Source organism: Accumulibacter sp. (assembly GCF_029255145.1).
In the GTDB taxonomy this organism is placed as follows: Bacteria; Pseudomonadota; Gammaproteobacteria; order Burkholderiales; family Rhodocyclaceae; genus Accumulibacter.
In genome coordinates this window covers 12926-26967 of record NZ_JAPUVQ010000110.1, presented here as the reverse complement: position 1 = coordinate 26967, position 14042 = coordinate 12926, and the positions used below count along the sequence as shown (strand labels likewise).

15 protein-coding genes are annotated in these 14042 nt (G+C 61.0%); 5 read left to right on the top strand and 10 right to left on the bottom strand.

Features of this window, described 5'->3' with window-relative positions:
* Nucleotides 1–21 precede the first annotated feature (21 nt).
* The 8 genes from hscB to Q1L50_RS11410 form a co-directional block, all read right to left on the bottom strand.
* Nucleotides 22–549, bottom strand: a complete 528-nt coding sequence (gene hscB / locus Q1L50_RS11445) for a Fe-S protein assembly co-chaperone HscB (RefSeq protein WP_300338757.1) — start codon at nt 547–549, stop codon at nt 22–24.
* 68 nt (nt 550–617) lie between these two features.
* Entirely contained in the window at nt 618–941 is a 324-nt protein-coding gene (gene iscA, locus Q1L50_RS11440; RefSeq protein ID WP_043568452.1) for an iron-sulfur cluster assembly protein IscA, read from the bottom strand.
* Nucleotides 942–991: 50 nt separating this feature from the next.
* The gene (gene iscU, locus Q1L50_RS11435) at nt 992–1387 is read right to left on the bottom strand and encodes a Fe-S cluster assembly scaffold IscU (protein WP_300338754.1); all 396 of its coding nucleotides are present in this window, start codon (nt 1385–1387) and stop codon (nt 992–994) included.
* Between the two features lie 23 nt (nt 1388–1410).
* Complete coding sequence (locus Q1L50_RS11430; RefSeq protein ID WP_300338751.1) at nt 1411–2622, bottom strand: IscS subfamily cysteine desulfurase; 1212 nt, start codon at nt 2620–2622, stop codon at nt 1411–1413.
* Nucleotides 2623–2714: 92 nt separating this feature from the next.
* Nucleotides 2715–3875, bottom strand: a complete 1161-nt coding sequence (locus tag Q1L50_RS11425; RefSeq protein WP_300338749.1) for a cysteine desulfurase family protein — start codon at nt 3873–3875, stop codon at nt 2715–2717.
* A 44-nt stretch (nt 3876–3919) separates the two neighbouring features.
* Nucleotides 3920–4411: a Fe-S cluster assembly transcriptional regulator IscR gene (gene iscR, locus Q1L50_RS11420; protein WP_300338746.1), complete on the bottom strand. Its 492-nt coding sequence runs from the start codon at nt 4409–4411 to the stop codon at nt 3920–3922.
* 64 nt (nt 4412–4475) lie between these two features.
* Nucleotides 4476–5228: a serine O-acetyltransferase gene (gene cysE, locus Q1L50_RS11415; RefSeq protein WP_300338743.1), complete on the bottom strand. Its 753-nt coding sequence runs from the start codon at nt 5226–5228 to the stop codon at nt 4476–4478.
* Nucleotides 5229–5273: 45 nt separating this feature from the next.
* On the bottom strand, nt 5274–6083 hold the full coding sequence (locus Q1L50_RS11410) for an RNA methyltransferase (protein ID WP_300338740.1): 810 nt from the start codon (nt 6081–6083) through the stop codon (nt 5274–5276).
* A gap of 67 nt (nt 6084–6150) precedes the next feature.
* Here Q1L50_RS11410 and Q1L50_RS11405 point away from each other — a divergent pair, with 67 nt between their 5' ends.
* Complete coding sequence (locus Q1L50_RS11405) at nt 6151–6960, top strand: inositol monophosphatase family protein (RefSeq protein ID WP_300338737.1); 810 nt, start codon at nt 6151–6153, stop codon at nt 6958–6960.
* 683 nt (nt 6961–7643) lie between these two features.
* On the opposite strand, the gene Q1L50_RS11400 is transcribed toward Q1L50_RS11405, so the two are convergent.
* Both Q1L50_RS11400 and Q1L50_RS11390 read right to left on the bottom strand, forming a co-directional pair.
* Nucleotides 7644–7916 (bottom strand): hypothetical protein, encoded by a 273-nt coding sequence (locus tag Q1L50_RS11400; protein WP_300338914.1) that lies wholly within the window; start codon nt 7914–7916, stop codon nt 7644–7646.
* A 966-nt stretch (nt 7917–8882) separates the two neighbouring features.
* Complete coding sequence (locus Q1L50_RS11390; protein ID WP_300338734.1) at nt 8883–9311, bottom strand: integrase arm-type DNA-binding domain-containing protein; 429 nt, start codon at nt 9309–9311, stop codon at nt 8883–8885.
* Between the two features lie 567 nt (nt 9312–9878).
* Here Q1L50_RS11390 and Q1L50_RS11385 point away from each other — a divergent pair.
* The 4 genes from Q1L50_RS11385 to Q1L50_RS11370 all read left to right on the top strand — a co-directional run bounded on the left by Q1L50_RS11385 (nt 9879) and on the right by Q1L50_RS11370 (nt 13994).
* Nucleotides 9879–11363 (top strand): Eco57I restriction-modification methylase domain-containing protein, encoded by a 1485-nt coding sequence (locus Q1L50_RS11385; RefSeq protein WP_300338731.1) that lies wholly within the window; start codon nt 9879–9881, stop codon nt 11361–11363.
* Nucleotides 11360–12313, top strand: coding sequence for a BsuBI/PstI family type II restriction endonuclease (locus tag Q1L50_RS11380; RefSeq protein WP_300338728.1), 954 nt, complete (start codon nt 11360–11362; stop codon nt 12311–12313). Before Q1L50_RS11385 ends, Q1L50_RS11380 begins: the two co-directional genes overlap by 4 nt.
* Before the next feature lie 176 nt (nt 12314–12489).
* Nucleotides 12490–12879 carry a hypothetical protein gene (locus Q1L50_RS11375; RefSeq protein WP_300338725.1) on the top strand — a complete coding sequence of 130 codons (390 nt, stop codon included), beginning with the start codon at nt 12490–12492 and terminating at the stop codon, nt 12877–12879.
* A gap of 65 nt (nt 12880–12944) precedes the next feature.
* The gene (locus Q1L50_RS11370) at nt 12945–13994 is read left to right on the top strand and encodes a replication initiation factor domain-containing protein (RefSeq protein WP_300338722.1); all 1050 of its coding nucleotides are present in this window, start codon (nt 12945–12947) and stop codon (nt 13992–13994) included.
* The last annotated feature ends 48 nt before the right edge of the window (nt 13995–14042 follow it).

Here is a 14042-nt window from a genome sequence, read left to right as displayed (position 1 = left end):
GCACTGAACTTGCCGCTGCTGCTACTCTTCGCAGGCCACCATCGCGTCGTCGATCTCGATCAGCAGCTTCTCGATGAACATCAGCCGCCGAATGCGATCGGCAGACTGCTCAAGATCGTGCTGATCGTCGAGCAAAACGGCAAGTTCGTCGTAGCGTTCGCGGATCTCGCGCTGCAAGCGGTGATGCAGATGCTCGAGCTCATGGTGCTCACCGGCAGCGCGCGCTTCGCCGACCGCCTCACGCCACTCCATCTGTTCAACCAGAAAGTCGGCGGGCATGGCAGCATTGTTCTCGCTGCCGATCTCATGAGCTGCCAGATGCAACAGGTACTTCGCCCGTGCGAGCGGCTTTTTCAGCGTCTGGTACGCTTCGTTGACCCGTGTCGCCCATTGCAGCGACAGGCGCCGTTCGGCTTCGCCAGCACTGGCGAAGCGGTCGGGATGGACCCTGGACTGCATTTCCAGATAACGTCGGTCGAGTAGTGCAGCGTCAAGGCGGAACCCCGGCGGCAACTCGAACAGCGAGAAATGATCGGTGTTGAAATCCATTCGGTGATCCATCGCGCACGTCCCGCCAACCGCGGCAACCGCTCTGCGGCGGGCCGTCCGCCACAAAGTCAGACGTTGAAGCTCTCGCCGCAGCCGCAGGCATCCTTGACGTTCGGGTTGTTGAACCGGAAGCCCTCGTTGAGCCCCTCGCGCGCGTAGTCGAGTTCGGTACCGTCGAGGTAGGGCATGCTTTTCGGATCAACCAGAACGCGCACGCCGTGCGACTCGAACTCGATATCGTCAGGCTGCGCGACGTCGGCGAACTCGAGCTTGTAGGCCATGCCCGAGCAGCCGCTGGTGCGTACGCCAAGGCGCAGGCCAATGCCCTTGCCGCGCTTGACCATGTAATTGGCGACGTGGCTGGCCGCTCGTTCAGAAAGCGTCACTGCCATGAAAACCTCCTGCTGCTTTGCGTTTGCTGTTAAGTGACTCGCCTGCGGCCTTAACCGACGACCTGGTCGGCGTGCTTCTTCTTGTAATCGGCGACGGCGGCCTTGATCGCGTCCTCGGCAAGAATCGAGCAGTGGATTTTTACCGGCGGCAGTGCCAACTCCTCGGCGATCTGGGTGTTCTTGATCCCCAGCGCCTGCTCGACAGTCTTGCCCTTGACCCACTCGGTCACCAGCGACGACGACGCGATCGCCGAGCCGCAGCCGTAAGTCTTGAACTTGGCGTCTTCGATGACGCCGCCCTTGCCGACCTTGATCTGCAGTTTCATCACGTCGCCACAGGCGGGAGCGCCGACCATGCCGGTGGCCACACCCTCCTCTTCCTTGCCGAAGGAACCCACGTTACGCGGATTCTCGTAGTGATCCAGAACCTTCACGCTGTATGCCATCTTGACTCTCCTTCAATGCCTTCTCAATGTGCGGCCCACTGGACCGTACTCAGGTCGACGCCCTCCTGGACCATCTCCCAGAGCGGCGATAGTTCGCGCAGGCGAGCGATCTTGTCGTGCAGCAGGCGGCTCGCGTAATCGATCTCTTCCTCGGTGGTGAACCGGCCGAGCGTGAAGCGGATCGAGCTGTGCGCCAGTTCGTCCTCGCGGCCGAGGGCGCGCAAGACATACGACGGTTCAAGCGAAGCCGAGGTGCACGCCGACCCCGAAGAAACCGCCAGATCCTTGACCGCCATCAACAAGGACTCGCCTTCGACGTAGGCGAAACTGATGTTCAGATTGTGCGGAACGCGCTGCTCCAGGTCGCCATTCACGTAGACATGTTCGATGTCCGACAACCCTTTCAGCAGGCGGTCACGGAGCATGCGAATACGCTCGTTCTCGGCGCCCATCTCGAGCCGTGCGAGGCGGAAGGCCTCGCCCATGCCGACGATCTGGTGTGTCGCCAGGGTTCCGGAACGGAAGCCGCGCTCGTGGCCGCCACCGTGCATCTGGGCGGCCAGACGAACGCGTGGCTTGCGGCGCACGTACAGGGCGCCGATTCCTTTTGGCCCGTACGTCTTGTGCGCCGAGAAACTCATCAGATCAACCTTCAGCGTCGCCAGATCGATGACCACCTTGCCGGTCGCCTGCGCCGCGTCGACGTGGAAGACGATGCCCCTGGCGCGGCAGATCTCGCCGATCTCGGCGATTGGCTGGATCACGCCGATCTCGTTATTGACCAGCATTACCGACACCACGCTGGTATCCGGGCGAAGCGCTGCCTTGAAGGCCTCGAGGTCGAGCAGGCCGTTGTCCATGACATCAAGGTAGCTGACCTCGAAGCCCAGGCGCTCGAGTTCGCGGCAAGTGTCGAGCACGGCCTTGTGCTCGGTCTTGACCGTCACCAGGTGTTTGCCCTTGCCGGCGTAAAACTGCGCCGCACCCTTGAGCGCCAGATTGTTCGACTCGGTGGCACCCGAGGTCCAGACGATCTCCTTGGGGTCGGCGTTGACCAGCGTCGCCACTTCCAGGCGTGCCTCCTCGACCGCGGCTTCCGCGTCCCAGCCGAAGGCGTGCGAACGCGAAGCCGGGTTGCCGAATTTCTCGACCAGATAGGGGATCATTTTCTCGGCGACGCGCGGATCGACCGGCGTCGTGGCCGAATAATCGAGATAGATCGGTAGTTTCAACATTGCTCATGCTCCGAGTGATACGAGTGATACATCTAGTACGTGTCATAAATCTGGTGCCGATGACTGACGCCGCGCCGGTCCGGCGCCACCGCTCAAACTGCCATCGCGGTCAGCCCTTGCAGGCGGCGCACGGTGCCCTGCAGCGTTGCCAGGAAACCGTCGACCTCGGCGACGGTGTTGGCGCCCCCGAGACTGACGCGTACCGCGCCGCGTGCCAGCCCGGGCGCCACACCCATGGCCTGCAGCACGTGCGACGGCTCGGGGCTGGCACTCGAACACGCGGCACCGCTGGCTGCTGCGTAGCCGGCACGGTCGAGCTGTCCGACGAGCGTTTCGCCATCAAGTTCCGGAAAAGCGAAATAGACGGTGTTCGGCAAACGCTCGGCCGCTTGGCCAAAGAGCGTCGCGCCTTGGCCAAGCAGGCCGCATTCGACGCGCCCACGCAATGCCAGCAAATGGGGAGCCGTTGCAGCCAGACGCGCCGCCGCCAGTTCGCAGGCAACGCCGAAGCCGACGATCGCCGCCACATTCTCGGTACCCGAGCGTAGTCCGCGCTCGTGGCCACCGCCGGCAATCAGCGGCTCGACATCGAGCCGCTTGTCGAGTATCAGCGCCGCAGCACCCTTGGGACCGCCAATCTTGTGTGCCGACAAGGTCAGCGCGTGCACGCCGGCGGCATTGAGGCGGCGAAAATCGACCGGCAGCTTGCCTACCGCCTGCACCGCATCGCTGTGAAAGCAGGCCCCGGCGGTTCTCGCCAGCGCGGCCAGCGTCTCGATGTCCTGCAACACGCCGGTCTCGTTGTTGGCCAGCATCACAGAAACGATCCGCGGCGGCTGTTCAGCGATCAAGGCCTGGAAATTCCCGGCATCGACCCGCCCATCGCGATCAACCTCCAGCTTGTGCAGAGTCCAGCCACGTTTGCGCAACTGCTCGGCCGGCCTTATCACGCAGGGATGCTCGATCGCGCTGACTGCCACCAGGCCGGGTTTCAGACAAGCCGCGGCACCCTTGATCAACAGGTTGTTGGCTTCCGAACCACCGCTGGTAAACACCACTTCGCTGGCATGCGCGCCAACCGCCGCAGCGACCTTGCTGCGCGCTTCGTCGATGGCTCGCCTGGCGGCGCGGCCGTACTCGTGCCGGCTCGAGGCGTTGCCGTATTGTCCCGACAGGTAGGGCAACATCGCTTCGCGCACCGCCGGATCGACCGGGGTGGTCGCATTGTGATCGAGGTAGACGGGCGCGAACATCGGCTTGGGCGCTAGAGAGTGCAATTGCGGGCGCTGGCCTGCGCTCAGCGGCCGAATGCGACGACTTTGGCGCGCTGCCGCACGCCGGGCCGCCGCGCATCATGCAGAACGGCGACGTCGGCACCGCGCCTGGTGAGCTGCTGATCAACCAGTTCGGCCAGGGTCACCGAACTCAGATAGTCGAACATCTTGACGTTCAAGGTCGCCCACAGGTCATGGGTCATGCAGCGCTCGTCGTCCTGGCAGTTCTCGCGACCACCGCACTGGGTGGCATCGAGCGGCTCATCGACAGCGCGAATGATGTCGGCGACGGTCATCGCGCTGGTCGGCCGCGCCAGGCAGTAACCGCCGCCTGGGCCACGCACGCTGCCGACCAACTGGTGGCGGCGCAGCTTGCCAAACAACTGCTCCAGATACGACAGCGAGATCTTCTGGCGATCGCTGATACCCGCCAGAGACACCGGGCCGTCGGCGCAACGCAAGGCCAAGTCAATCATCGCCGTCACCGCGAAACGTCCTTTGGTCGTCAGTCGCATACTACCTCCACCAATAATAGTTGATTAGATCACTACACTATTGACTATATCGGCGCCTCGCCAATTAGTCAACTATTTTACTCAAGTATTGCGGATCGAACTGATCCGCCTTCACCAGGTCGCCGTTGACATGCACGCCGGCCTCCTCGAGCCGCTTGAGCAGCAACTCGAAGCGCCGGTCACCGTCGACCGCATGGTCGAGCAGCCCATGGATCGCCTTGGCCAGCGGGTCGTCCTGGTCGCCAGCCAGCGCGTAGGCCGAAAAGCCCAACTGCCCGGCCATCTGCTCGCGCTTGCGTGCCTGCTCGCTATCGATGATCCGGGCCGGGTTGCCGACCGCCGTCGCCCCCGGCGGGACGTCCTTGACGACCACCGCGTTGGAGCCGACCTTGGCCCCCGCACCAATGGTGATCGGCCCGAGCACCTTGGCACCGGCGCCGATCACCACGCCGCGCTCCAGCGTCGGGTGGCGCTTGCCCTTGTTCCACGAGGTGCCACCGAGCGTGACGCCATGATAGAGCGTGACGTCATCGCCGATCACGGCCGTCTCGCCGATCACCACACCCATCCCGTGATCGATGAACATCCGACGTCCGACGGTCGCCCCGGGATGGATTTCGATGCCGGTGAAGAAGCGCCCGAGGTGCGAAACGAGACGGCCCAGCCAAGGACAACGATGCGTCCACAACCAGTGCCCGAGACGATGCAGGACGATCGCGTGCACGCCCGGGTAGCAAGTCAGCACCTCCCAGGAGGTACGCGCTGCCGGGTCACGGTCGAATACGGATTGGATGTCTTCGCGCAGACGGATGAACATGAAAAGAAAGTCCTTGAGCGATGACGCTGATTTTACAATAACCTACTATTTTGGTCCACTATTCTTCAAGTCATCGTCCGCCGGGCGAGGCCCGGAAAATTTCCGTTCGACGGCGTCGAGCAGTCCGCGCAGGATGTTGATCTCGTCGCTCTCCAGTTCCGCACGTCCGAACAGGCGACGCAGCTTCGGCAACAAGCGCCTGGGCCGCTGCGGATCAAGGAAACCGCTGCCGACCATCACCCGTTCGAGATGCTCGTAGAAACGCTCGACCTCCTGATGCGGCGCCAGCGGCGAGGCAAAGGGCACCGCCCGGGTCAGCACCGGCGGGCGCCCGTCAAAGACCGCCAGGCGCAGTTCGTAACATACCAGTTGCACCGCCGAAGCGAGATTCAGCGAGCTGTAGTCGGGGTTGGCGGGGATGAACACCGTCCGCTGGCAGCGTTGTACCTCGGCATTCGACAGACCGGCCGTCTCGTTTCCAAAAAGCACGGCCACTTCCCCGTCGCTGGCCTGGGCCGCAATGTCGGTTGCTGCCTCGCGGGCCGGCATCGCCGGCGGCCCAAGGTTGCGGTGCCGCGCCGACAGAGCGTAGACATGGATCGCGCCGGCCAGCGCCTGATCGAGACTGCTGCATACCTGCGCCCGCGTCAGGATGTCGCCGGCGTCGGCAGCCCGAGCCACCGCCTGCTGGTCCGGAAAGCACTTCGGATTGACCAGCAGCAGGCGCGACAGACCCATCGTCTTCATCGCGCGCGCGGCGGCACCAATGTTGCCCGGATGGCTGGGATGCGACAGGACGACGCGAATGCGATCTAGCGGCGAGCCGGAAGAATGAGACCCTGCAGGCCTGTTCATATTAGAATCGGGGTCCCCCACCACAGCCATCGATCGGCATCAGCCGCCCGATGCGTCCTTCAAGGCCATGCATCCAGCTCTCAACATCATCATCAAGGCGGCGCGTCGCGCCAGCCAGATCATCAACCGTGCCTCGCTGGATCTGGAGCGCCTGCAGATCACCACCAAGCGACAGAGCGATTTCGTTACCGAAGTGGACAAGGCCGCCGAGGCGGCGATCATCGACATCCTGCGCGAGGCCTATCCGGAATACGGCATTCTAGCAGAAGAGTCGGGCCAAACCGCAGGCCAGGCCGGCGGCAGCGAGTATCAGTGGATCATCGACCCGCTTGATGGCACCACCAACTTCATCCACGGTTTTCCGCAGTACGCGATCTCGATTGCCCTGGCGCACCGCGGCCAGGTCACGCAGTCGGTAGTTTACGACCCGGTGCGCAACGAGATGTTCACCGCCAGCAAGGGCGGTGGCGCCTTCCTCAACGAACGGCGGATCCGGGTCAGCAAGTGCCTCAAACTGGAAAACGCACTGATCGGCACCGGCTTCCCCTACCGTGTCTATGACCACATCGATGCCTACCTGGGAATCTTCAAGGAACTCGCGAAGAAAACCGCCGGCATGCGTCGCCCGGGTGCCGCGGCGCTCGACCTGGCCTACGTCGCCTGTGGACGCTTCGACGGCTTCTGGGAGTTCGGCCTGTCGCCGTGGGACATGGCCGGTGGCGCGCTGCTGATTTCGGAAGCTGGTGGACTGGTCGGCGACCTCGCCGGCAACGAGACCTACCTGCAGTCCGGCAACCTGGTCGCCGGTACACCGAAGGTCTTCGCGCAACTGCTGCAGGTGATCGACGGCCACCGGACGCCGGGGCTTGCGGCCTGAGACCCGCAACGCTCACCGGCCACCTCTTTCGAGCAACATGGACACGGTTTGAGCTCGGCATTCCCCGGCACCCGCTGCCGCGGCCGGGCACGCCAAACGAGTGCCCGCCGATGACTGAGCGGCACAGCTTCCAGGGTACAAGAGTGCCGCGCGACAATTGGCGCCTATTCCTTCGGAAATGACTGACTCGTAGTTCAGTGTCCGGCTGTTCCCGGTCACGGCACGTACGACAGGATCCGGGACGCCGCTCGCTATCTCGGCTTCAAGCTCGATGACTAACGTCACTGACGCACCGACCAGCCCAGCGAGGTGCGAAATGACCTCATCAGCAATCCGGCTCGCGTCTCGCCCCAGGCGTGCGGTATCGAGGACTACCGTGCCGTGCTAGCGCTTCACCTTCACCGGCGCCGGTGGCACGGCGCCGGGCGAAGTTGCGCCCGGGAGGGCGGACGCCGCTCCGGTGCTACTCCAGGCAGGCAATTGCCCTGGCACCCCATCCGCCGGCCGCGCACACCGCTCGGCGTCGACCTGCTTGCTGTCCACCTCGGGCTTCACCACCAGATCCAGCGCATGGGCGTGGACCGGCGTCACCATCGTGCCGCCGCGCAGCCAGTTGTGGCGGCCTTCACCTTCGTCGGAACTGTCGGCAAGAGCCAGGCTGTCCTGTGTTCAGGTAAGCAGGTTCACGCCATCGCGGATCGCGTCGAGCTGCACACTGGAGTTTCTGAGCCGTGGCCGTATAGACAGCGCGCGAAACCGTCGACCAGCTCCTTAACAGCCACATGGTTGCCGCGCCAGAGCGGCACGCGGTCGCGTTCCATGCGCAGGCATGTCGGGGCGAAGCTGGTCAGGTAATGCTCGTCGGTACGCCGCTTCTTGTTCGCGCGCACGCGGCCAAAATACTCACGCTGTCCGAATCGACCGTCCAAACCATGGTCCGCCTTGGACCGGGACATTTCCCTCAGCCGCGGCAAAATATCAGTGCGACGCGTCGGATGGCTGCTGCGGGAGGTTGAGCAATGGGCCGAATCACGGCCAGCGTCTGACCTTCCACCGCCACCAAACACTGGGGCAAAGAAACAGCATGCAGCTACACAAGGAGCAAGACTCTCCAAATGGTCGGAAAGTCGCCTGAGCCATTCCACCCGCTCACAATCGTAAGCGTGCTTGCTGTAGAGGCCAAGCACGCCAGGCAGCATGTGGTCAGGTATATCGATTCTCCAACCGCGTCCGGACAACCCATTGCGGCAAGCAGAGCGCGACAGGTGCGCCGCAGGTCGCGTGGCGAGCAGTGTGAAACCGCAAGCCTGGTCCGCGCAGCGTCAGCCCGCGTCTTGCCGCGTCTGGCTGTAACGGTGGCAAGAATAGACCGCGGTCTGGATGGTCTTCTCCTCGACGGCACGATTCTTCCGGTACCGCGTCTTGGCAGGGAACAGCAGACCGTCTCCGCAACGATCTTTTCGGTGCATGATGATAGCCAAAGACCGACAAGACAAGGGAACGCGCAGTTCGGTAGAGTTCTCGTGGCGCGGGCTCTTGGTCCGTGCTTTTGGCATTACCCACCACACCAGACCATCAGCTTCCCGCTGACTCTCCCGCCTTTCCGTGCCAACAATATCAGCGGCACGGGTACCGGTCTACAAGCATAGAGTGAGCGCGTCCTCTATTAGCTGACTAGAATTCGGTAGCCATCGAATCAGTGCGCCAAGTTCGGCGCGTAGTCCTGCTGCCTGCGCCGGCGCGGTCTCGGCATGCCGTTTGATCAGATCGAACGTTTGAACACGGGAGATGCTTGACGCCGCCAGCGTTCCCGTATCGCAGAGCATCCGGTCGAACATACGTTCGACTTCCGTAACTCCCTTGATTGCCCGCGTCGGCACAACATGGCCTTGCCAATAGTCGTAGCAGACCTGTGCCACCGTTTACGGCGGAGGGGCCGCAGCGCTTCTCTCGGGAATGGCGGCCCGCGCTTGCACTTTCTCGGATCTCGCCTCGGCAGCAGGGTCTCGGCCTGAATCGCGCTGATCGCGTAGCTTCTCCCAGGCGACGACGGCAGCATGCACGGATACCGCTGACCACATACCGATCTTAGTCAGCCGCAACTTCTGATCAGAGAGGCTGCGGTATCGGTAAATCCACGTCTTCCGGTCGGAGTAGGCCTCTACGCGAAGGCCAGGGGCCTCCGCACTGGTAAGATGCTGTCCTCGCTGCAGGAACTTGATGACCCGCGCGTCGAACGTCATGGCGACCTCTCCGTATAGGTTTTCAAAGCCCTCGGCATCGGCAGCATAGGTTTTTGAAAGTTCACCAAGACCCATACTAAGAAGCAACGTGTCGATGAGTGTCGACAAGCTTCAATGGTCCTTGCGCGATCCTAAGCGTCATAAATTTAACACAATATTTCCACGGCTTGTATGCAATATGCCGAAAAATAAAGACGCAAGAGACAGTGCGGAATCCGCGCACACCCCGATGATGCAGCAGTATTGATTGAAAGCATCGGCAAGATGCTGACTTAATGCGATAAACGAACACCCAGAGTCTAAAACAAATCATCCAGGCTGACCGAGAGTTAGTCCCGGTTTGCGGGGTGTCTGGAGATAGTTTTAGACCGCTTCAGGCCGATGGCAGCTGATGGCCGTCATGAACATCTATCCATAACGGCCAGGAAGAGGCGGCGGCGAAGTCTGCCGAAGGCAGTCATTGACGTTAGCTGGGCTCATGCTATTGCCCTAGATGGCGAGGTGCCGCTTTACACGACTTTTTCGGTACTGTATAGAATCAACACGCGCTGGACGCGAAGCCTTTTCAAGAGAAGCGTTCAGTGTGGAGCCGATGCCGAGCTATGGAGCTGGCGCCGGATTTATCGCGCAAAAGCGTCGCCTTAGAACAAATGGCTTACAACGGGGGAATCTTCATTGCTATCAGTCGTTGAGGGAAAAAGACTACATGTTTCACGAAGCACCGCTGCAGAAAAGAAAGCGCAGCTCGGTCAATTCTTGACCCCTGAAAGAATTGCGAAATTTCTGGCAAGCCTATTCCCTTCGGCTAGTGGCAGTTGCCACCTTCTGGATGCTGGAGCAGGTATTGGTTCGCTGTCTGTTGCATTTATTGAGAGATGGCAAGAAGGTGGATTCCAATTCAATAGCGTTGAGCTCGATGCATTTGAGATTGATGACACTTTGCATGATCTGTTGTCGCAATCGTTTGAAAAATATAGGAACTGTGGGAATTTTGAAGTAAATATTAGCGGCGATGATTTTATCCATGCCGCTACAGAATCGCTTTCAGGAAACTTATTTTCTGGGGCGCCCGTAAATTACACCCACGCCATACTCAATCCGCCCTACAAGAAGATCAGCAGCAATTCAGCCCACAGGCTGGCCTTGCGCACGGTCGGCATCGAGACGGTGAATCTGTATTCGGCGTTCGTCGCACTGGCTGTGGCACAGACCGCGCCTGGCGGCCAGATCGTGGCGATCATCCCGCGCAGCTTCTGCAATGGGCCATACTACCGGCCGTTTCGTAACTTCATCCTTGAGCGTGCGTGCATCCGGCACATGCACCTCTTCGAGTCGCGGAACAAGGCCTTTAAGGACGATGAAGTGTTGCAAGAGAACGTCATCATCCGCCTTGAGCGAGGCGGCCAGCATGGGACGGTGACGATCACCACATCGACCGACGACAGGTTCAACGATGTTGCCACCCACGAACACCCATTTGACCGAATCGTGTTCCCGGACGACCCAGAGCGCTTCATCCATGTGCCCACGTCGCCCGGGAAGAGCGCCATCGAGCTATCACCCGCGGTGCGCTACACACTTTCTGATCTGGGCATCAAGGTATCGACCGGGCCTGTGGTGGACTTCCGGCTGAAGGAATACCTCCGTGCTATGCCCGAAGAGGGTACCGTTCCGTTGATTTATTCGAGCCACTTTAGCAGCACCGGAGCGGTTTGGCCGGTGCCGGGGTCTAAGAAGCCGAACGCGATATTGCGCAACGAGGCGACCGAAAAGTGGCTTTATCCCAATGGCTTCTATTGCGTGGTGCGCCGATTCTCATCAAAGGAAGAGAGGCGCCGCGTAGTGGCGAGCGTGGTTGAACCTACGGCCTTCGGCGATCATTCCGTGCTTGGCTTCGAGAACCACATCAACCTTTTCCACGAGAACAAGCGAGGCTTGCCCGAGCTACTGGCACGAGGCTTAGCCGTGTTCCTGAACACGACCGCCGTGGACGAGAGTTTCCGCTGCTTCAATGGCCATACACAGGTCAACGCAACCGACCTCAAGCTGATGAAGTACCCTAGCCGGGAGGCGCTGATCGAGCTGGGCGAGTGGGCCAAGCAGCACAGCAGAATCACGCAGGAATTGATTGACGAACAACTAGGGAAGCTGACGGCATGACCGACAAGCAGACTAAAAACATCGAGGCCGCTCACCAGATCATCATTTCGCTGGGCCTACCGAGAGCGCAACAAAACGAGCGATCCGCCCTATCCTTGCTGGCCCTGCTGAACCTCACGCCGGGCAAGCCTTGGGCCAAGGCGGAAGACCCACTTATCGGCATCACGCCGATCATGGATTGGGTGCGGAGGCATTACGGCAAGGATTACGCGCCGAACACCCGCGAGACGTTCCGCCGCCAGACCATGCACCAGTTCTGCGACGCTGGCGTGGCCCTCTACAACCCGGATAAGCCCTTGCGTCCAGTGAACAGCCCAAAGGCGGTCTATCAGATCGAACCCTCTGCGCTGACCCTGCTGCGCACCTTCGGCACCCCACAGTGGCACGACAACCTCACAACCTACTTGGCCAAGCGTGAAACGCTGGTCGCCAAGTACGCAAAGGAGCGCGAGCAGAACCGCATCCCGGTTGAGATTGCGCCGGGAAAGGCAATTACCCTCAGTCCCGGTGAGCATAGCGAGCTGATCCGGGCAATCATCGAGGACTTCGCGCCCCGCTTTGCGCCTGGTAGCGTGCTGGTCTATGCCGGCGACACGGGCGACAAGTGGGGCTATTGTGATGCCGTACTGCTGGCCGAACTGGGCGTGGGCGTGGACTCCCATGGCAAGATGCCCGATGTAGCCTTGCACTTCACCAAGAAGAATTGGTTGCTGCTGGTGGAGTCCGTCACTAGTCACGGCCCGGTCGATGGCAAGCGCCACGCCGAACTCGCCAAACTGTTTGCCGGTTCAAGGGCCGGTCTGGTCTACGTGACGGCCTTCCCGAACCGCGCCATCATGGGCCGCTACCTTGGCAACATCGCATGGGAGACTGAGGTGTGGGTGGCGGATGCACCATCGCACCTTATCCATTTCAACGGAGTACGCTTCCTTGGGCCATATTCGCCCTAGCTCAAGTGCGGAACGTCCGATACCAGCCAAGACGAAGGTGCGGTCGGGTCGATAGGGGCCGATGACGCACAACCTGCTCGGACACGACTTGTCCGAGCGACTACGAACGCCAAAGGTTGCTGACTACCCCTCAATGGGTTATCGTTATCCCCCACCCTGATCGAGAGGCACCCCCCATGTCCCTGACCGCCGAAGACGTACAAAGGAACCGTCATGACCTGGCTGCGTTTAACGTGGAACGTATCGAGGAACTCCACGCGAAAGAACGAGAGGCCATCGCCAGCTTCACGGGCCAATTCGACGAACTCGAAGCCGCCCTCGGGATGCTGCACCTGGGCGACCATCTTGGATGGAAGCCGCTGGTCCTCATTCACAACAAGCGCACCATCCGCAAGTATGAGGAAATCCTCGGTATCGACATACGCGAGTTCTTCCCGCCTGAAGGCCCCAGCGCGGACCGCTCACTGGGCTACAGGATCGCCAAGAAGCTCGGCAACTTCTGGAAGGCCGTCAGCGGCGAGATCAAAGACGACGAATTGAAGGCGCAACGCCGCGAAGTCGCCTAAAGGGTAACGTAAACCCTTGACAGGAGTTTCAGTACCCCTCTACACTGCGGGGTATGGAATCTCCCTTGCCTCTATCTACCGGTCTTGAAGTAAACACAGTCGGCCTCGGGCTGGCCGCACGGATTGCCGCGCCAGCGGCAACCGTACGGACAAACGAGGCCGAAATTGGAGCGCTTCCGGCGGCGATAGCGCTTGAGGAGGCAACCACCCCCCGTCTGGTAATACGGGGGGAAAATCATTCCACGAAGGCCAACCCGAAGGCAGCCTTTATCGATTGGCTGAATTTCTCCTTCCGTTTCGAGCTATCGGGCAACGGCGCGTTGATGGAGCTCGATGTCGCACTCCGCAAAGCGTTTGGCTTTGGTCTTGGCTTGCGTCGAAATCGTGGGCACCTGAACTACCAGCAGTCTTGGGAGTTGGGGAGGAACTACGGAATCTTTGCAACCGGCGGGGATTCGGTTCGCGGCACGTCCTTGGTCAGCCTGTCCGGCGAAGGGTGCAGTGTCGTCAAGGACTGGCAGGCCGTGCATGACTTTCTGAAGCTCCACAAAGCCCGGATTACCCGTGCCGACCTTGCGCACGATGACTACGAAGGGCGGATTTCTCTGCCAAGCGCGGTTGAGTGGTACCTGGCGGGAGACTTCCACGCCGGGAAGGGGCGACCGCCGAGTGGCGAGCTGATCAATGACTTCGACTCCGGTGCCGGCAAGACGCTTTACATCGGCAACCGCAAGAACGGGAAGCTGCTTCGCATCTATGAGAAGGGAAAACAACTGGGCGACGCTCTGAGTCCTTGGGTGCGCTGGGAGCTGGAGCTTCACAACAGGGATCGCGTCATTCCTCTGGATGTATTGCTGACCCCGGGGCCTTACCTGGCGGCAGCGTATCCCTGCACCGAGTGGATTTCAACTTCACAGGTACGAATCGAAACGGCGGCGCGCACATCAAGAATCGGCCTTGCGGTGCTGCTTCACTACTGCCGGCAAAGCTACGGCAAGTTGATCTGGACGCTGTGGAAGGTCTGCGGCCACACCCCCGAAGAAATCGTCGAAATGCTCGCGGTCGAAGGGCTGCCGAAGCGCATCGATCACGCGATCCCGACGGAGGTTTCGTGAGAACGCACCCTGCCGTTCCTGGAAGGAGTCCGGAATTCGAGGCGGACG